This is a genomic window from Streptomyces sp. NPDC048636, from assembly GCF_040650655.1.
Lineage (GTDB): Bacteria > Actinomycetota > Actinomycetes > Streptomycetales > Streptomycetaceae > Streptomyces.
Genome location: NZ_JBEZHR010000001.1, coordinates 833,565 through 851,586, shown reverse-complemented (window position 1 = coordinate 851,586; position 18,022 = coordinate 833,565). Strand labels below are relative to the sequence as shown.

Genomic DNA, 18,022 nt, shown 5'->3' with positions numbered 1-18,022 from the left:
TACGCCGGAGGGCACCGTCACGTCCGTCACGCCGCCGCCGGAACCTCCTCGGTCAGCGACGAGGCGGGCTGGAGCGCCAGCTCCAGCACCTGCCGGACATCGGCGACGGGGTGGACGTCCAGCTTCTCCAGCACCTCGGCCGGGACCTCGTCCAGATCGGGTTCGTTCCGCTTGGGGATGACCACGGTGGTCACCCCGGCCCGGTGCGCCGCCAGCAGCTTCTGCTTGACACCGCCGATCGGCAGCACCCGCCCGGTCAGCGAGACCTCGCCCGTCATCGCCACGTCCGGGCGCACCTGGCGGCCGGAGAGCAGCGAGGCGAGCGCCGTGGTCATGGTGATGCCCGCGCTCGGCCCGTCCTTGGGCACCGCGCCCGCCGGGACGTGGAGGTGGACACCGCGCTCCTTGAGGTCACCCACCGGAAGCTCCAGCTCCGCGCCATGGGAGCGCAGGAAGGACAGCGCGATCCGGGCGGACTCCTTCATCACCTCACCGAGCTGGCCGGTCAGCGTCAGCCCCGCGCCGCCCGTCTCCGGGTCGGCCAGCGACGCCTCGACGAACAGCACATCGCCGCCCGCGCCGGTGACCGCGAGCCCGGTGGCCACACCGGGGACGGCGGTGCGCCGCTCGGCCGGGTCCTGGGCGGACTCCGGGGTGTGGTGCGGCCGTCCGATCAGCGACCGCAGTGCGTCGGGCCCGACGGTGAACGGCAGCTTCCGCTCGCCCAGTTCATGCTGGGCCGCGACCTTGCGCAGCAGCCGGGCCACGGACCGCTCCAGGGTCCGTACGCCCGCCTCGCGGGTGTACTCGCCCGCCAGTTTGCGCAGGCTGGCGTCCTCGACCACGACCTCGCCCGGCTCCAGACCGGCGCGCTCCAGCTGACGGGGCAGCAGGTGGTCGCGGGCGATGACGACCTTCTCGTCCTCGGTGTAGCCGTCGAGGCGCACCAGCTCCATCCGGTCGAGCAGCGCCTCCGGGATGGCCTCCAGGACGTTGGCGGTGGCCAGGAAGACCACATCGCTCAGATCGAGCTCGACCTCCAGGTAGTGGTCCCGGAAGGTGTGGTTCTGCGCCGGGTCCAGGACCTCCAGCAGGGCCGCGGCCGGATCGCCGCGGAAGTCGGAGCCGACCTTGTCGATCTCGTCCAGCAGGACGACCGGGTTCATCGAACCGGCCTCCTTGATGGCCCGGACGATCCGGCCGGGCAGCGCGCCCACGTAGGTGCGCCGGTGGCCGCGGATCTCCGCCTCGTCCCGGACGCCGCCGAGCGCGACCCGGACGAAACCGCGCCCCATCGCCCGGGCGACACTCTCGCCGAGGCTGGTCTTGCCGACGCCGGGCGGGCCGACCAGGGCCAGCACCGCACCGCCGCGGCGGCCGCCGACGACGCCGAGGCCCCGCTCGGAGCGGCGCTTGCGCACCGCCAGGTACTCGGTGATCCGCTCCTTGACGTCCTCCAGGCCCGCGTGGTCGGCGTCCAGCACCTCCTTGGCGCCCTGGATGTCGTACGCGTCCTCGGTGCGCTCGTTCCAGGGCAGCTCCAGAACGGTGTCCAGCCAGGTGCGGATCCAACTCCCCTCGGGGCTCTGGTCGGAGGACCGCTCCAGCTTGTCGACCTCCTTGAGCGCGGCGGTGCGCACCTTCTCCGGCAGCTCGGCGGCCTCGACCCGGGCCCGGTAGTCGTCACTCTCGTCGGCGTCGGCCCCGGTTCCGCCGTTGAGCTCGGCCAGCTCCTTGCGGACGGCCTCCAGCTGACGCCGCAGCAGGAACTCGCGCTGCTGCTTGTCCACGCCCTCCTGGACGTCCTTGGCGATCGACTCGGCCACGTCCTGCTCGGCCAGGTGCTCGCTCAGCCAGCTCACCGCCAGCCGCAGCCGGGCCACCGGATCGGCGGTCTCCAGCAGCTCCACGCGCTGGGCGATGGTCAGGAACGGCGAGTAGCCGGAGTTGTCGGCGAGCTGGGCGACATCGTCGATCTGCTGCACCCGGTCCACGACCTGCCAGGCACCGCGCTTGCGCAGCCAGCTGGTGGCCAGCGCCTTGTACTCCTTCATCAGTTCGGTGACGGCACCGGGCGATGGGGTCTCCCCGCCGGAGGCAGGGGAAGGGTCGGGCACGATCTCCTCGACCGCGGTCCCCTCGACCCACAGCGCGGCGCCAGGACCGGTGGTCCCGGCCCCGATGCGGACACGGCGCACCCCGCGGATGAGCGCGCCGGGGTCGCCGTCGGAGAGCCGGCCCACCTGCTCGACGGTGCCGAGGGTGCCGATCGCCGCGTAGGTCCCGTCGACCCGCGGCACCAGCAGCAGCTGCGGTTTCCCGCCACTCCCGCTGGAGCGGGCGGCGGCCTGGGCGGCCTCCACCGCGGCGCGTACTTCGGTGTCGGACAGGTCCAGGGGCACCACCATGCCGGGCAGCACCACCTCGTCGTCGAGAGGCAGCACCGGCAGGGTGAGCGGTGTGGACAGCGAAGCCATGATCTCCCCTTAGGCAGGCAAGTTGAGCTATGCAGACTCAATGCGCCGGAGCCTTCAGGTGTTCCCGACCCCTTGTTCGCTATGAGCGATCAGCCGGTCGCCGCGTCGGCGGCGGTGTCCCGCGGGGGCTCCGCGGCCCGCCGCCGGGCGCTGTGGCGGACGTACGGCCAGCAGGCGAGCCCGATCAGCAGGGCGAGGGCATGGCCCCAGTCGGTGAGCGGATCGGCGATGCCGATCAGGCTGGCGGCGGCCAGCGACAGCGCGATCCCGCCGACCAGGGCCCGGCGCGCCCGGGGCCGCAGCAGTACGGCGAGCGCCCCGGCACATGCGATCAGCCCGTAGCTGACGCCGTAGTCCAGCCGCCGCAGCGAGCTGTGCGGGAGGTGGCCGAGCGCGACGGAGGCGGCCACCGGGAGCTCGGTGAGCAGCGTCGCCAGCACATGGCCGAGCAGGAACACCGCGGCCGTCCGCAGTCCGCCGATCCGCCGCTCCAGCGCCGTGAGCACCAGCAGCAGCGCGGGCAGATAGGGCGAGGCGAGACCGCCGACCATCCACACCGCGCTGGCGAGCAGGGTGAACAGCGGGCGCCGGGACAGGTGGGAGACATCGGTACTGGAGCCGGTGAGCAGGTCATGGACGGTGCGCGGGTCCCCGAGGTGGACGAAGAGGCCGGTACCGAGGAGGACGAGGGCGTAGATCAGCGTGAACGGGGCGGTGGCGGGGGTGGGCGCCGCCCGTATGAGCCGCTCCCAGCGCTCCGGCCGCTCCCGCCGGGTCCGCCCCGGAATCCGCGGCGTCGCCGCCCCGACGGCCACGGCCTCCGGCGAACGGGCGGGCACGGCCGGACGCACCGGGCGGTGGGCGGGGACGGCTCCGGGCACCGACCAGCACCATCCGGCGACGGCGGGATCGCGCCGCCCGGGAGCGCCGCCGCCGGTGAGGTCTCCACCACTGGCGGCCGGATCCGGACGTCCGTCCGGGCCCGCGCGGTCCTCACCGGGCCCGGCACCGTCCGCCTGTACGACTGTCACCGCCAGGGCTCCTTTCCGTCCGCCGTCCGCCCCCGGTTCCCAGGCCCCCGTCCGTCCTTCTGTTCGGCTTTCCGCGTCCCACACCACAACAATCTCCGGGCCCCGAGTGATGTCACCACACACCGACGTGAGCGCCACCACAGCCGCCGCGGCGGAGACTTGACGCGGTGGACCCGTGAGCGGCCGCGGCGCGAGGATGGCGGACGGGCCCCGCGGGGCCCGTCCGCCACGTCCAGCCGGAGGACCACCATGCAGCCCCCATACGACACCGCAGCCGACCAGCCGGTCACCCTCGACCGCCGCGACGGCCCGTACGGAGAAGTGGTGCTGCGGCGGCGCGGGGCCGCGGACCGCGCGGACGCCGTCTTCGAGATCATCGCGAACGGCTGCTTCCTCATGGACACCTCCGACGGCCGCTCCGAGCGGCTGCTGGTACGGGCCGCCCTCGGCGCCCTGCCCGCCGACCGCCCCACTCCCGCCCTGCTCATCGGCGGACTCGGCGTCGGCTTCTCACTCGCCGAGGCGGCCGATGAGCCGCGCTGGGGCCGGATCGCGGTGGTGGAGCGGGAGGAGGCGGTCATCGACTGGCACCGCGACGGCCCGCTGGCCGCGGTCTCCGCCCGGGCGCTGGCCGATCCGCGCACCGACGTCGTCCGCGCCGATCTGGTCGGCCACCTCCGCGCACCGGACGGCCCGGTCTACGACGCGCTGTGCCTGGACATCGACAACGGACCGGACTGGACCGTCACCGAGGACAACACCGGCCTCTACTCCTCCGACGGGCTCGCCGCCTGCGCCGCCCGCCTCACACCGGGCGGCGTGCTCGCGGTCTGGTCGGCCCGGCCGTCGGCCGCGTTCGAGGAGTCTCTCCGCAATGCCGGATTCACCAGTGTCCGTACGGAAGAGATCACAGTTGCCCGGGGCGTGCCCGACGTGGTGCACATCGGGATTCGGGGCGCGTAGCCGAGCCGCGTACGCTGCCCTTACGCTTTCATGCCTAGACCACGCCGCACGGCACATCACCAGGCGCGGAGCGCGGTTTACCAGGACGACGCATGGGGCGGGCGTATGGAGCAGAATCTCAACGGCCACAACGGGGCCGCCACGAGCACCCCGGGCGCACAGCGCCGGGTGCTCGTCGTCGAGGACGATCCGACCATCGTGGACGCGATCGCCGCCCGGCTGCGGGCCGAGGGCTTCCAGGTCCAGACGGCCGGGGACGGCCCGGCGGCCGTCGACACCGCCGAGGCGTGGCAGCCCGATCTGCTGGTGCTCGATGTGATGCTGCCGGGCTTCGACGGACTCGAGGTGTGCCGCCGGGTGCAGGCCCGGCGCCCGGTTCCGGTGCTGATGCTCACCGCGCGTGACGACGAGACCGACATGCTGGTCGGCCTCGGGGTCGGCGCGGACGACTACATGACCAAGCCGTTCTCGATGCGCGAGCTGGCCGCCCGGGTGCACGTACTGCTCCGGCGGGTGGAGCGGGCGGCGCTGGCCGCGCACACCCCGCGCAGCGGGATCCTGCGCCTGGGCGAGCTGGAGATCGACCACGCACAGCGCCGGGTGCGGGTGCGCGGCTCCGACGTCCACCTCACCCCGACCGAGTTCGACCTGCTGGTCTGCCTGGCCAACACCCCGCGCGCGGTGCTCTCCCGAGAACAGCTGCTGGCGGAGGTGTGGGACTGGGCGGACGCCTCGGGCACCCGGACCGTCGACAGCCACATCAAGGCGCTGCGCCGGAAGATCGGCGCGGAGCGGATCCGCACGGTGCACGGCGTCGGTTACGCCCTGGAGACCCCGGCCGCATGAGGAAGGCCCCCGGGGCTCCCAGGTTCGCCTCCCTCCGCGAGGCCGTGCGGACACTGCGGGCGCTCATGGCGGCCGTGGTGGCACGGGGGGCCGAGTCCGTCCGGCCACCGCTGCCGCCGGGCTCCCCCGGACACCCGCCGCGGCGCCGCGGCGCCCGGAGCCGGGCCACCTGGGGCCGGGTGTGGGCGGCGCTGCGCCCGTTCGACCCGTACCGCTCGGTCAAGGCCGCCCTCGGGGCGCTGGTCATCGGGTCGGTGATCATCACCACGCTGCTGGTCTTCGCGGCGATGCACTCGAACACCGAGCTGCGGGTGATCACCATCTTCTCGATCATCGCCTCGCTGCTGATCACCCAGTTCGTGGCGCATGGCCTCACCGCTCCGCTGGACGAGATGACCGAGGTCACCCGGGCCATGGCGCACGGTGACTACACCCGGCGGGTGGGGGCGGCACAGCGCCGGGACGAGTTCGGCGATCTGGCGAACGCCTTCAACCGGATGGCGGCCGACCTGGAGGCGGTGGACACCCACCGCAAGGAACTGGTGGCCAATGTCTCGCATGAGCTGCGCACCCCGATCGCGGCGCTGCGGGCGGTGCTGGAGAACGTGGTGGACGGGGTCTCCGAGGCCGATCCGGAGACCATGCGGGTGGCGCTGCGCCAGACCCAGCGGCTGGGCCGGCTGGTCGAGCAGCTGCTCGATCTGTCCCGGCTGGACAACGGGGTGGTGCCGCTCCACGCCCGGCGCTTCGAGGTCTGGCCGTATCTGGCCCAGATCCTCAAGGAGGCGAGCATGGCCAAGGGCGCGGAGTCCGGGTCGGGCTCGCACTCCCGCCAGGACGTCCATCTCCACCTGGACGTCTCCCCGCCGGAGCTGACCGCGCACGCGGACACCGAGCGGCTCCACCAGGTGGTGGCGAATCTCATCGACAACGCGATGAAGCACAGCCCGGCGCACGGCCGGGTCACGGTGCGGGCGCGGCGCGGCGAGGGGCCGGAGAGCCTGGAGCTGGAGGTCATGGACGAGGGTCCCGGCATCCCGGAGTCGGAGCGGCACCGGGTCTTCGAGCGGTTCAACCGCGGTGGCCTCTCACCGGGCGGTGCGGGTCCCGCGGGCCGCCGCCGGTCGGGGCAGGGCAGCGACGGAGGCACCGGTCTGGGGCTGGCCATCGCCCGCTGGGCGGTCGATCTGCACGGCGGCCGGATAGGCGTCGCGGAGTCCCCCCGGGGCTGCCGCATCAAGGTCAGCCTTCCGGGCGGCTCCAGAGATCACATGTGACGTAAGGTCGGTCGCGGACGCGCACATCCGAGCGGTGTGGGTGCACTTTTGCGTTCGCTCGTATCTGCGGGAAGACGCGGAACCCCGTGTGTTTCCCGCCATGACATGCACTGAAACCCGCCGATCAGTGTGACTTGCGCGACGATGACCAGTGCGGCCTGCACGTATGGGTCCAAGAGGCGTAGCCTTTATTCCCGCTGTCCACCATCTAAGGAAGCGGAAGAGGGCGGTTGCCGCCGTGTCGCCACAGTCCCCCAATACCTCGAGCGTCTCGACCGACGAGCAGGACGGGCAGGGAAGTAACCCTGCCGCTGCTTTCGGGCCCAACGAGTGGCTCGTCGACGAGATCTACCAGCAGTACCTCCAGGACCCGAACTCGGTCGACCGAGCCTGGTGGGACTTCTTCGCCGACTACAAGCCGGGTCAGGACACCGGCTCCGCCGTGGCCGCGCCGCCACAGGCCGTGACCGGGGGCGCCGCGGGGGCGTCCGCCGCCGCGCAGGCCGCCCCCGCCACCGCCGCTCCGGCGCGGCCGACGGCCGCGCCCGCCGCGAAGCCGGTGGACGCCAAGCCCGCCGCCGCGGCCCCGGCCGCCCCGAAGCCCGCCGCCGCGGCTCCCGCCCCGGCCAAGCCGGCTCCGGTGAAGCCGACGCCCGCCGAGCCGACGTCCTCCGCCAAGGCCGCGAAGACCGAGCCGTCCGCCGGTCCGGAGCTGGTCACCCTGCGCGGCCCGTCCGCCGCGGTGGCGAAGAACATGAACGCGTCGCGGGATCTGCCGACGGCCACCTCGGTGCGCGCCGTCCCGGTGAAGCTGCTGTTCGACAACCGCATCGTCATCAACAACCACCTCAAGCGCGCCCGCGGCGGCAAGGTGTCCTTCACGCACCTCATCGGCTACGCCATGGTGCAGGCGCTGAAGGCGATGCCCTCGATGAACTACTCGTTCACCGAAGCGGACGGCAAGCCCACCCTGGTCAAGCCCGAGCACGTCAACCTGGGCCTGGCCATCGACCTGGTCAAGCCCAACGGTGACCGCCAGCTGGTCGTCGCGGCCATCAAGAAGGCCGAGACGCTCAACTTCTTCGAGTTCTGGCAGGCGTACGAGGACATCGTCCGCCGCGCCCGCGCGAACAAGCTGACGATGGAGGACTTCACCGGCGTCACCGCCTCCCTGACCAACCCCGGCGGTATCGGCACCGTCCACTCGGTGCCGCGGCTGATGCCCGGCCAGGGCCTGATCATCGGCGTCGGCGCCATGGAGTACCCGGCCGAGTTCCAGGGCACCTCCCAGGACACTCTGAACAAGCTGGGCATCTCCAAGGTCATGACGCTGACCAGCACCTATGACCACCGGGTGATCCAGGGCGCCGCCTCCGGCGAGTTCCTGCGGATCATGAACCAGCTGCTGCTCGGCGAGAGCGACTTCTACGACGAGATCTTCAAGGCGCTGCGCATCCCCTACGAGCCGGTCCGCTGGCTCAAGGACATCGACGTCAGCCATGACGACGACGTCACCAAGGCGGCGCGGGTCTTCGACCTGATCCACGCCTACCGGGTCCGCGGCCATGTGATGGCCGACACCGACCCGCTGGAGTACCGCCAGCGCAAGCACCCCGACCTCGACATCATCGAGCACGGGCTCACCCTGTGGGACCTGGAGCGCGAGTTCGCGGTCGGTGGCTTCGCGGGCAAGACGATGATGAAGCTGCGCGACATCCTGGGCGTGCTGCGCGACTCGTACTGCCGCACCACCGGTATCGAGTTCATGCACATCCAGGACCCCAAGCAGCGCAAGTGGATCCAGGACCGGGTCGAGCGCAGCCACGACAAGCCGGAGCGCGAGGAGCAGCTACGCATCCTGCGCCGGCTCAACGCGGCCGAGGCGTTCGAGACCTTCCTCCAGACCAAGTACGTCGGTCAGAAGCGGTTCTCGCTGGAGGGCGGCGAGTCCGTCATCCCGCTGCTGGACGCGGTGCTGGACGCGGCCGCCGAGTCGCGCCTGGACGAGGTCGTCATCGGGATGGCCCACCGCGGCCGTCTCAATGTGCTGGCCAACATCGTCGGCAAGTCCTACGCGCAGATCTTCCGCGAGTTCGAGGGCAACCTCGACCCGAAGTCGATGCACGGCTCCGGCGATGTGAAGTACCACCTGGGCGCCGAGGGCACCTTCACCGGTCTGGACGGTGAGCAGATCCAGGTCTCGCTGACCGCCAACCCCTCCCACCTGGAGGCGGTGGACCCGGTCCTGGAGGGTGTCGCCCGCGCCAAGCAGGACATCATCGGCAAGGCCGGTACGGACTTCACCGTGCTGCCCGTCGCCCTGCACGGCGACGCGGCCTTCGCGGGCCAGGGCGTGGTGGCCGAGACGCTGAACATGTCGCAGCTGCGCGGCTACCGCACCGGCGGCACCGTGCACATCGTGATCAACAACCAGGTCGGCTTCACCGCCGCCCCGGCCGCGTCCCGCTCCTCGATGTACGCCACCGATGTGGCGCGCATGATCGAGGCGCCGATCTTCCACGTCAACGGTGATGACCCGGAGGCCGTGGTCCGCGTCGCGCGGCTCGCCTTCGAGTTCCGCCAGGCGTTCAACAAGGACGTGGTCATCGACCTCATCTGCTACCGGCGCCGCGGCCACAACGAGACCGACAACCCCGGTTTCACCCAGCCGCTGATGTACGACCTGATCGACAAGAAGCGCTCGGTGCGCAAGCTGTACACCGAGTCGCTGATCGGGCGCGGTGACATCACGCTGGAGGAGGCCGAGCAGGCGCTCCAGGACTTCCAGGGGCAGCTGGAGAAGGTCTTCACCGAGGTCCGCGACGCGGTCTCGACCCCGGCCCAGCCCGAGGTCCCCGAACCGCAGCCGGAGTTCCCGGTCGCGGTGAACACGGCGGTCTCCCAGGAGGTCGTCAAGCGGATCGCCGAGTCCCAGGTCAACATCCCCGACCGGATCACCGTCCACCCGCGGCTGCTCCCGCAGCTCCAGCGGCGCGCGGCGATGATCGAGGACGACACGATCGACTGGGGCATGGGCGAGACCCTCGCCATCGGCTCGCTGCTGATGGAGGGCACCCCGGTCCGGCTCGCCGGACAGGACTCCCGCCGCGGCACCTTCGGCCAGCGCCACGCGGTGCTGGTGGACCGGGAGACCGGCGAGGACTACACCCCGCTGCTCTACCTGGCCGAGGACCAGTCCCGCTACAACGTCTACGACTCGCTGCTCAGCGAGTACGCGGCGATGGGCTTCGAGTACGGCTACTCGCTGGCCCGCCCGGAGTCGCTGGTCATGTGGGAGGCCCAGTTCGGTGACTTCGTCAACGGCGCGCAGACCGTCGTGGACGAGTTCATCTCCTCGGCCGAGCAGAAGTGGAGCCAGACCTCCGGCGTCACGCTGCTGCTGCCGCACGGCTACGAGGGCCAGGGCCCGGACCACTCCTCGGCCCGGATCGAGCGCTTCCTCCAGCTCTGCGCGCAGAACAACATGACGGTCGCCACACCGACGCTGCCGTCGAACTACTTCCACCTGCTGCGCTGGCAGGTCCACAACCCGCACCACAAGCCGCTGGTCGTCTTCACCCCGAAGTCGATGCTGCGTCTGAAGGCGGCGGCCTCGAAGGCGGAGGAGTTCACCACCGGCGCGTTCCGCCCGGTCATCGGCGACGAGAGTGCCGATCCGGCCGCGGTGCGCAGGGTGGTCTTCTGCTCCGGCAAGGTCTACTACGACCTGGCCGCGGAGCGGGAGAAGCGCGGTGCGAACGACACGGCGATCGTCCGGCTGGAGCGGCTGTACCCACTGCCGGGTGCCGAGGTCCAGGCCGAGATCGCCAAGTACGCCAACGTCGAGAAGTTCGTCTGGGCCCAGGAGGAGCCGGCGAACCAGGGCGGGTGGCCGTTCATGGCGCTCAACCTGATCGACCACCTGGAGCTGTCGGTCGGCGCGGACGTCCCCGCCGCCGAGCGGCTGGTCCGGGTCTCCCGGCCGCATTCGTCCTCGCCCGCGGTGGGGTCGAACAAGCGCCACCAGGCGGAGCAGCAGGCGCTGGTGAGCGAGGTCTTCGAGATCTGATCCAGGCCCGCCACGGCCCGAAGGGAAGGCCCGGTCCCCGCGCGAGCGGAGGCCGGGTCTTCCCCGTTCCCGGGCGGCATATCCTGGGCGGTGCAGATCATCCCCGAACCCCCCTCTTCCGGAGCGACCCTTGTACTTCACCGACCGCGGTATCGAGGAGCTGGCGCAGCGGCGTGGCGAGGAGGAGGTCACCTTCGAGTGGCTGGCCGAGCAGCTGCGGACGTTCGTCGACCTGAACCCGGACTTCGAGGTGCCGGTGGAGCGGCTGGCGACCTGGCTGGCCCGGCTCGACGACGAGGACGACGACCTCTGAGCCCCCGCCGGGCGGGGACTCGCCGGGCCTCGGTTCGCCGGGCCTAGGCCACCACCGGTCCGCGCCCCGGGGCCCCGGCCTCGTGGTCCAGCCGGGGGTCGGAGACCAGGACCGCCTGCTGGAGGCGCTGGAGCTTCACGGAGGGCTCCAGCCCCAGTTCCTCGGTCATCGACATCCGCAGCCGCTGGTAGGCCGCGAGCGCGCGGGTGCGCTGCCCGGAGCGGTGCAGGGCCAGCATGTACTGGCCGTGCAGGCCCTCGTGGAAGCGGTGCTCGACCACCAGTGAGGCCAGGTCGCTCAGCACCTCCAGATGGCCGCCGAGCCGCAGCCGGGTCTCGATCCCGCGCTCGGTGACGGTGAGCCGGGACTCCTCCAGCCGGGCCACCTCCGCCTGGAGCGGACGCCCCAGCGGGGTGACGTCGACCAGGGCCGGGCCCTGCCACAGGGCGAGCGCCTGCCGGAAGGCGGCGTCCGCGGCCCGCTCGTCCCCCACCTCCAGCGCGCATTCGCCCCCGGCGACGAGCTGGCGGTAGTCGTGGACGTCGAGCTGGCCGGGGCGCAGCACCAGGGCGTAACCGCCGGGCCGGGTCTGGAGGACGTCCCGGGCGACCAGGGCCGGCGGTATGACCAGCACCTGGGCGAGCAGTTTGCGCAGCTGGAGGATGTAGGTCTGGAGCGTGGTCTGGCCCGTCCGCGGTGGGCGGTCGCCCCACAGCTCGGCCATCAGCGACTGCACCGGCACCATCCGGCCGTCGTGGAGCAGCAGCAGGGACAGGACCTTACGTGGCTTCATCGCGCTGGGAACTCCGGACAGGGCGCCATGGTTCAGCGTCAGCGGTCCGAGGACGTTCACACGCATGGGTGACACCTCTCACACATCATGTGCGGTACGCGCGGACAAACAGGTCGGCGGCCTGCTCGCAGATGGAGGCGGCGACCTCGGCGGCGAGCGGGCGGGTGCCGTACATCGACTGGTAGAGGCCCTGCTGCACCAGCAGGGCCACGAACTGCCCGGCGGCCGAGGATGGATCGGGGACGCTCAGCTCACCGCTGCCGGTGCGGCGCTCGATCATCCCGGCGAGCCAGATCACCAGTTGCTGGGGCTCGCCCTCGGCGCACGCGGTGCGCAGTGCGGGGTGGCGGGCCACCTCGGCGATGACCAGGCGCCGCAGTGCGGAGGCCCGTTCGTCGAGCAGCACCTCCAGCACCCGGTGGCCGAAGGCGATGAGCGCGGTGCGGGCGTCGGCGCCCTCGAACCGCTCGGGGGCGTACGGCGCGCCGTCGGCGAACTCGGCGGCCACCCGCTCCCGTTCACCGTCGACGGCGGCGAGGAACAGCCGTTCCTTGTCGCCGAAGTGGTTGTAGACGGTCTGCTTGGAGACCCGGGCCTCGTCCGCGATGACGTCCACCCCCGCCCGGGTGTATCCCTCGCGCAGGAAGACGGCCACGGCCGCCTCCAGGATCGCCTGGCGCTTGGCCGGCTGGGGCCCCATCGGGCGGCCCACGGCGGCACGCCGGGGACCGTTGTCCGTCCGCAACGGTCCAACCTCCTTGCTGAGTAGCGCCCTTGCCCCCGATGGACCTGTGAGTCTAGCCTTCCCTCACCGCACTGGACTAGCCCGTCCAGTCCAATAAATTCTGCTTCGCGTGACGAGGAGAGCTCCATGAGCGCACCGGAGAACAGCGACGCCCCGCGCCACCTCACCCTGGCGCCGGAGGCGCAGAACCAGCTGTTCCTGGAGGCCCGTACGGCGAACGCCTTCACCGGCGAGCCGGTGCCGGAGGAGCAGATCCGTGCCGTCTACGAGCTGGTCAAGTACGCGCCCACGTCGATGAATCAGCAGCCGCTGCGGATGGTGCTGGTCCGCTCGGCGCATGCGCGGGAGCGGCTGGTGACCCATATGACCGGGCGCAACCAGGAGAAGACGGCGAAGGCGCCCCTGGTGGCGGTGGTCGCGGCCGATCTGGACTTCCACGAGGAACTGCCCCGGCTGGTGCCGTTCATGGAGCGCCCGCAGGACATCTTCGCCGAGGCGGCCCCGCGCGAGGCGTCCGCCACGTTCAACACCGCGCTCCAGGTGGGCTACTTCATCCTGGGCATACGCGCGGCCGGTCTCGCCGCCGGGCCCATGGTCGGCTTCGACCACGCCGCCGTCTCCAAGGAGTTCTTCGGCGACGGACGCCACCGGGCGGTGTGTGTGGTCAACATCGGCCACCCGGCCCCGGACGCCTGGACGGACCGGCTGCCGCGGCTGGCGTACGAGGAGGTCGTCACCACCGTGTGACGGCCGCGCGCTCCCGGGCCGTCCGGACCGTGTGCGCCGTCGGCACCCGCCGTGGGGGCGGGTGCGGACGGCCGCCGCGGACGGCCCGGGCTCAGCTCTCCATCAGCCGGTGGAAGGCCACGGTGTCGAAGATGTCCTCCATCCGCGCCGCCTTGCCCTCCCGCATGGTCCACGAGTGGACGAAGTCCAGTGTCACGGTCGTCCCCCGGAGCGAGGTGACCTGACGGGTGCCGAACACCACCACCCGGTCGCCCTGTTCGATGAACTCCCCCGGTTCCAGCCGCATCCCGCCCAGCACGGTCGGGACATGGGAGAGGAACTCCTTGATCCCGGCATGGCCCCGTTTGGTGCCGCCGAGCCCGTAGGCGGCCATCCCGGCCGGGTGCACCCATTCCACATCGGGGTGCATGGCCGACAGGATCCCCTCGATGTCACGGTCGCGGAATCCCGCGTAGGACCGGCGGATGGTCTCGATGTTCGCTGATGCCATGGTGTGTGCCTCCTGGGACGACGGCTGGAACGGCTGGGCTCGGGCGGCGGCCGGACGCGGGCGCGCCGTTCAGACGGCGGATGCCGCCGGGCCCGCGTACTCGGGCCTGAGGTGCTCCGGGTGGAGCGCCTGGAGCGTGCCGCGCAGCCCCTCGCGCCACGGCACCCGGCAGGGCCCGGTGAGCTCCCGGCGCCGCGCCGGGTCGAACCGGTAGGTCTCCCGGGTGATCTCGCTGGGGACCAGCCGGGCCCGCACCCCGGTGAGCTCCTCCAGGTGGCGCACACAGTCGGTGATGCCGACCGCCTCGTCCCCGCCCCAGTTGACGAGCGTGGCGGGGGTCGCCGCGGCCTCCCACAGCCGGGGCACCTGGGCCACCAGATCGTCGGTGTGCAGCAGGGAGCACCAGTTCTGGCCCTCGACGGGCACCGGGATGGGCTCGCCCGCCAGCATCCGCCGGAAGTAGAGCATCGGCACCCCGCCGTAACCGCCGGGACCGTAGGCGATGTTGAGCCGGGCGACGGTGGTCGGCAGGTCGAGCACCTGCGCCAGCGCGCGGACCGTGCCCTCGGCGGCGATCTTCGCCACCGGGTAGACCGGCAGCCAGTCGGCCACCCCGTCGACCGGATCGTCCTCGGTGTACGGATGGTCCAGGGACTGCCGCTTGTACAGGGCTCCGGTGGAGACGTACAGGAACGCCTCCGCGGTGCGGCAGTGGGTCATCAGCCGGGCACAGGAGACCGCGTTGACCTCGACGGCCGTGTTGACGTCGCCGTCCTCGCCACGTCGCACCGCGGAGTGGATGACATGGGTGAAGTCGTCCGGCAGCCCGTCGTACGCCGACGCTCCCAGGTCGTCCATGTCCCACCGGAATGTGGTGATACCGCGGGCGGTGAGCTCCGCTTCGACCCCCGGGGTGCCGAACCGGCCCAGACACCAGACCTCGTTGCGCTCGGCGAGCGCTTCCGCCACCGGCCGGGCGACCTGTCCGGTGCCGCCGGTGACCAGGATCTTCTTGCCTTCCACGCTGACTCTCTCCTCTGTCGGGCCGTTCGGATGGGGCCGGGTGCGGAGCTAGCCGTCACCCAGCGCGCGGTCGAGCTCGCGGCGCAGTACGGCCTGGAAGGCGGCGACATGCCGCGGGCCCATCAGCGTGTAGTGCTCACCCGGTACGTCGAGGTACCGGTTGGGCCCGGTGGTGTGCTCGTCCCAGCGGCGCAGCTCGTCCGCGAGCCAGTCCTCCTTGGTGCCGCGCAGCGGGATGGCGTAGAAGACCGTCATCGACCGCACGGTGCCGCTGGGCTGGTATCCGCGGCCCAGGTCGGTGAGGCCGTGGGCCAGCTCCGCCCAGGTCCCGAACCGCCCGAGGTCCAGGTCGAGTTCGGCCAGCCGGTCGGGCGGGGCGAGCCGCAGCAGCCGGGCGAGCTGCTCCTCCCTCGGCAGCGGCCGCAGCTCGCCGGGGAGGTCCAGCGACTGCTTCTTGTTGATCAGGTCGAGGAAGAAGGCCAGGTTCACCGCGGTCTCGATGAAGTCCAGCTCCTCCATGCGGTACTTGATATGCGGCGGGAGGTTGAAGCTGCCGATGAAGTCGACGCGTTCGCCCTCCGCCTCCAGCGCCTTGGCGATCTCGAACGCCACGGCGCCGCCGTAGGAGTAGCCCGCGACGGCGTAGGGGCCGTGCGGCTGCCGGGCCCGGATGGCCCGGACGTAGGTGTCCACCATCTCCTCGAAGCTCGCGAACGGCTTCTCGCCCTCGTTGAAGCCACGCGCCCGCAGGGCGTAGAACGGCCGGTCGCCGACGAAGTACTTGGCGAGGTTGACGAAGACCAGTACCTCGCCGACGCCGGGGTGCACACAGAACAGCGGGGTCTTCTCGCCGCCGGTCTGGAGCGGTACGACGGGGTCGTACTCCCCCGGACCGAAGGCGCCGTCACCGGTCAGCCGGGCGGCCAGCTGACGCACCGTGGGCGCGGTGAGCACCGTGATGACCGGCAGGTCCACCCCGCCCAGCCGCCGGGCGACATGGCGCCGCAGCCGCAGGATGTCCAGCGAGGTGCCGCCGAGGTCGAAGAAGCTGGCGGTGGCGCTGATCCGGTCCGGGGCGGTGTCGAACATCTCCGCGAAGATCTCGGCCAGCACCCGCTCGGTCCCGCCCTCGGGCGGGGTGTGGCCGCCGAGCCTGCGGGTGGTCAGCTCCGCCACCCGCTCGATGACATCGTCGAAACCGCCCGCCTCCAGCCGCTGCCGCATCCGCCGGCGCAGCGTCTTGCCCAGACTGGTCTTGGGGAACGCCTCCTTGGGCAGCGGGAGCACGAGCGAGGGCCGGAACCCCCAGTGGATGACCACGGTGGAGCGCACCGCGGTGAGCAGCCGGTACAGCCCCGCCTCGTCGTCCTCCGCGAGTTCGGGGCTGACGGCGATCACCAGCTGTTCGGTGTCACTGCCGGGCCGCCGGGTCGGGAAGGCCGCGGTGTAACCGCCCGCCACCCCCTCCAGCTGCTCGAGCGCCGCCTCTATCTCATGGCTGAAGTAGTTGACGCCATTGACGATGATGCTGTCCTTGCTGCGTCCGACGAGGGTCAGCCGTCCGTCGTCGATCCGGCCCAGGTCCCCGCTGCGGAACCAGCCGTCCCGGGTGAGGGCCTCCTCGGTGGCCGTCGCGTCACGGTAGTAGCCGCTGGTGATCATCGGTCCGCTGAGCTGGAGTTCTCCGACCTCGCCCGGCGGCAGCTCGCGGTGGTCCTCGTCGACCACCCGGATCCGCAGACCCAGGACGGGCGTGCCGAGGTTGGCGAACTCCTGGCCCTCGTCACCGGCCGGGAAGCCGCGGTTGTAGAGGGATCCGGCGCAGGTCTCGGTCATCCCGAAGGCGGGCCACAGCGCGCCGGGGCGCAGTCCGTAGGGGGCGTAGTGCGCGAGGAACGCCTCACCGGTGGCGACCACGTTGGCCTCGCCGCCGCTCACGATATGGCGCAGCGAGCTGAGATCGAGAGCTTCGCCGCCCGCCGTCATGTCCTCGCCTACTGCACCCGCGGACGCGTTAAGCGGTCCCAGCAGAAAGTTGGGGGTGAAGGTCATCGTGACCTTGTGGCGCGAGATAATACGGAGGAATCTGAGTGGTTCCTCAAGAATGACGGACGGTTCCGTATGTAATTGCCCGGCACCGACATACAGCGGGAGCATATGCGCTTCCAGGAGTGCCGCCACATGGTCGTACGAAATCCAGTTGAAGGTGATATCAATCGCGGTGAGCCGCTGCTTGTCGGCCTTCCCGGCCATGGAGGCGAGGATATTTCCATGGGTGAGCATCACGGCTTTGGAGTGTCCGGTGGAGCCGGAGGTCAGCACCAGCAGCGCCAGATCCTCGGGGTCCGCGAGGTGCACTCCGGGCGGCAATTGACGTGCGCCGAGGGTGAGTTGACGCGCGTTGACCGACGCGGCGGAGCCGTTCCGCAGCTCGTCCACGACGGCCACCGCGAGCCCGGGGACATCCGGCAGCTCGGCCGCCAGCGCCTCGTCGGTGACCAGCAGCGGCCCCTCCAGCAGCGCGTTGACATGGGCGAGTTGCGCGGCCCAGCGGGCCGGGTCACCGGGGACCGGCGCCATCGGACAGGGCACGAACCCGCCCAGCAGACAGGCCCAGAAGACGGTCAGGAACTCCCGCTGACCGGTCAGCAGCAGAGCCACCGTGTCGCGCGGCCGCAGGCCCCGCGCCCGCAGCCCCTCGAGGAGCTCCAGCGCGGATTCCAGAAGTTCCGGATACGGCTGGTGCGTTGAATCGCCCCCCTCCCGTCCCGACACATAGCGCACCCCTGATTCGGGGTGATCGTGCGCCGCCCGCAGAAGTATCTGGGCGACCGATCGCAGATCCTTTGATTCCTTCGGTACCGAGTTTTCCAAGGGTTGTGCGGCCATTCCCCCCACTGCCTTCTTCGTTTTTCCATCCGGGAACCGAAGGTAACAGTCTCGAACATTCGCACTCCACGACTCTCCACCGTCGCTCTAGCAGGGCTCTAGCGGAAATCTCCGGATCAGGATTTTCCACCGGCCCGCGGATTCACCCGACCCGGAAACAAACGGTGGCGCCATACACGTGAAATCGATTTCAGAAAAGAGCGCCCCCTCTCCCCCGGCCGGGCAGAAGCGGGCCCCGCCGGAGGCACAACCGGGCCCCGCCCCGGGCGCGGGCGGGTCCGGACTTGACTCCCGCCATCCGCGATATATCGTGTCTAGCGAAGACACGATATGTTGCGTCGCACAGCCAGCAGTCGCAC

Annotated in this window: 13 protein-coding genes; 6 read left to right on the top strand and 7 right to left on the bottom strand. The window is 71.2% G+C overall.

Features of this window, described 5'->3' with window-relative positions:
- Nucleotides 1–26 precede the first annotated feature (26 nt).
- Together lon and AB0C66_RS03940 are read right to left on the bottom strand one after the other, a co-directional pair.
- On the bottom strand, nt 27–2,477 hold the full coding sequence (lon, locus tag AB0C66_RS03945; protein WP_362432435.1) for an endopeptidase La: 2,451 nt from the start codon (nt 2,475–2,477) through the stop codon (nt 27–29).
- 89 nt (nt 2,478–2,566) lie between these two features.
- Entirely contained in the window at nt 2,567–3,508 is a 942-nt protein-coding gene (locus tag AB0C66_RS03940) for a rhomboid-like protein (RefSeq protein ID WP_362432433.1), read from the bottom strand.
- A gap of 249 nt (nt 3,509–3,757) precedes the next feature.
- On the opposite strand from AB0C66_RS03940, the gene AB0C66_RS03935 reads away from it, so the two are divergent.
- The 5 genes from AB0C66_RS03935 to AB0C66_RS03915 all read left to right on the top strand — a co-directional run bounded on the left by AB0C66_RS03935 (nt 3,758) and on the right by AB0C66_RS03915 (nt 10,976).
- The gene (locus AB0C66_RS03935; RefSeq protein ID WP_362432431.1) at nt 3,758–4,471 is read left to right on the top strand and encodes a spermidine synthase; all 714 of its coding nucleotides are present in this window, start codon (nt 3,758–3,760) and stop codon (nt 4,469–4,471) included.
- 105 nt (nt 4,472–4,576) lie between these two features.
- Nucleotides 4,577–5,317, top strand: a complete 741-nt coding sequence (locus AB0C66_RS03930; RefSeq protein WP_362432429.1) for a response regulator transcription factor — start codon at nt 4,577–4,579, stop codon at nt 5,315–5,317.
- Nucleotides 5,314–6,594, top strand: a complete 1,281-nt coding sequence (locus AB0C66_RS03925; protein ID WP_362432426.1) for an ATP-binding protein — start codon at nt 5,314–5,316, stop codon at nt 6,592–6,594. The genes AB0C66_RS03930 and AB0C66_RS03925 overlap by 4 nt, the downstream gene beginning before the upstream one ends.
- A 238-nt stretch (nt 6,595–6,832) precedes the next feature.
- Nucleotides 6,833–10,663, top strand: coding sequence for a multifunctional oxoglutarate decarboxylase/oxoglutarate dehydrogenase thiamine pyrophosphate-binding subunit/dihydrolipoyllysine-residue succinyltransferase subunit (locus AB0C66_RS03920; protein ID WP_362432424.1), 3,831 nt, complete (start codon nt 6,833–6,835; stop codon nt 10,661–10,663).
- 130 nt (nt 10,664–10,793) lie between these two features.
- Nucleotides 10,794–10,976 carry a DUF6104 family protein gene (locus AB0C66_RS03915; RefSeq protein ID WP_176180669.1) on the top strand — a complete coding sequence of 61 codons (183 nt, stop codon included), beginning with the start codon at nt 10,794–10,796 and terminating at the stop codon, nt 10,974–10,976.
- A gap of 43 nt (nt 10,977–11,019) precedes the next feature.
- Here the strand turns inward: AB0C66_RS03915 and AB0C66_RS03910 are convergent, their stop codons facing one another.
- Both AB0C66_RS03910 and AB0C66_RS03905 read right to left on the bottom strand, forming a co-directional pair.
- The gene (locus AB0C66_RS03910; protein ID WP_362432422.1) at nt 11,020–11,835 is read right to left on the bottom strand and encodes an AfsR/SARP family transcriptional regulator; all 816 of its coding nucleotides are present in this window, start codon (nt 11,833–11,835) and stop codon (nt 11,020–11,022) included.
- A gap of 19 nt (nt 11,836–11,854) precedes the next feature.
- Nucleotides 11,855–12,514, bottom strand: coding sequence for a TetR/AcrR family transcriptional regulator (locus AB0C66_RS03905; RefSeq protein WP_362432419.1), 660 nt, complete (start codon nt 12,512–12,514; stop codon nt 11,855–11,857).
- Nucleotides 12,515–12,640: 126 nt separating this feature from the next.
- Between AB0C66_RS03905 and AB0C66_RS03900 the strand changes: the two genes are divergently transcribed.
- The gene (locus AB0C66_RS03900) at nt 12,641–13,261 is read left to right on the top strand and encodes a malonic semialdehyde reductase (protein WP_362432417.1); all 621 of its coding nucleotides are present in this window, start codon (nt 12,641–12,643) and stop codon (nt 13,259–13,261) included.
- A 91-nt stretch (nt 13,262–13,352) separates the two neighbouring features.
- Here AB0C66_RS03900 and AB0C66_RS03895 read toward each other — a convergent pair whose 3' ends face one another.
- The 3 genes from AB0C66_RS03895 to AB0C66_RS03885 all read right to left on the bottom strand — a co-directional run bounded on the left by AB0C66_RS03895 (nt 13,353) and on the right by AB0C66_RS03885 (nt 17,663).
- Nucleotides 13,353–13,751, bottom strand: a complete 399-nt coding sequence (locus AB0C66_RS03895) for a nuclear transport factor 2 family protein (RefSeq protein WP_362432414.1) — start codon at nt 13,749–13,751, stop codon at nt 13,353–13,355.
- A 69-nt stretch (nt 13,752–13,820) separates the two neighbouring features.
- Nucleotides 13,821–14,774, bottom strand: a complete 954-nt coding sequence (locus AB0C66_RS03890) for an NAD(P)-dependent oxidoreductase (protein ID WP_362432412.1) — start codon at nt 14,772–14,774, stop codon at nt 13,821–13,823.
- Nucleotides 14,775–14,822: 48 nt separating this feature from the next.
- Entirely contained in the window at nt 14,823–17,663 is a 2,841-nt protein-coding gene (locus AB0C66_RS03885; protein ID WP_362432410.1) for a non-ribosomal peptide synthetase, read from the bottom strand.
- Nucleotides 17,664–18,022 lie beyond the last annotated feature (359 nt).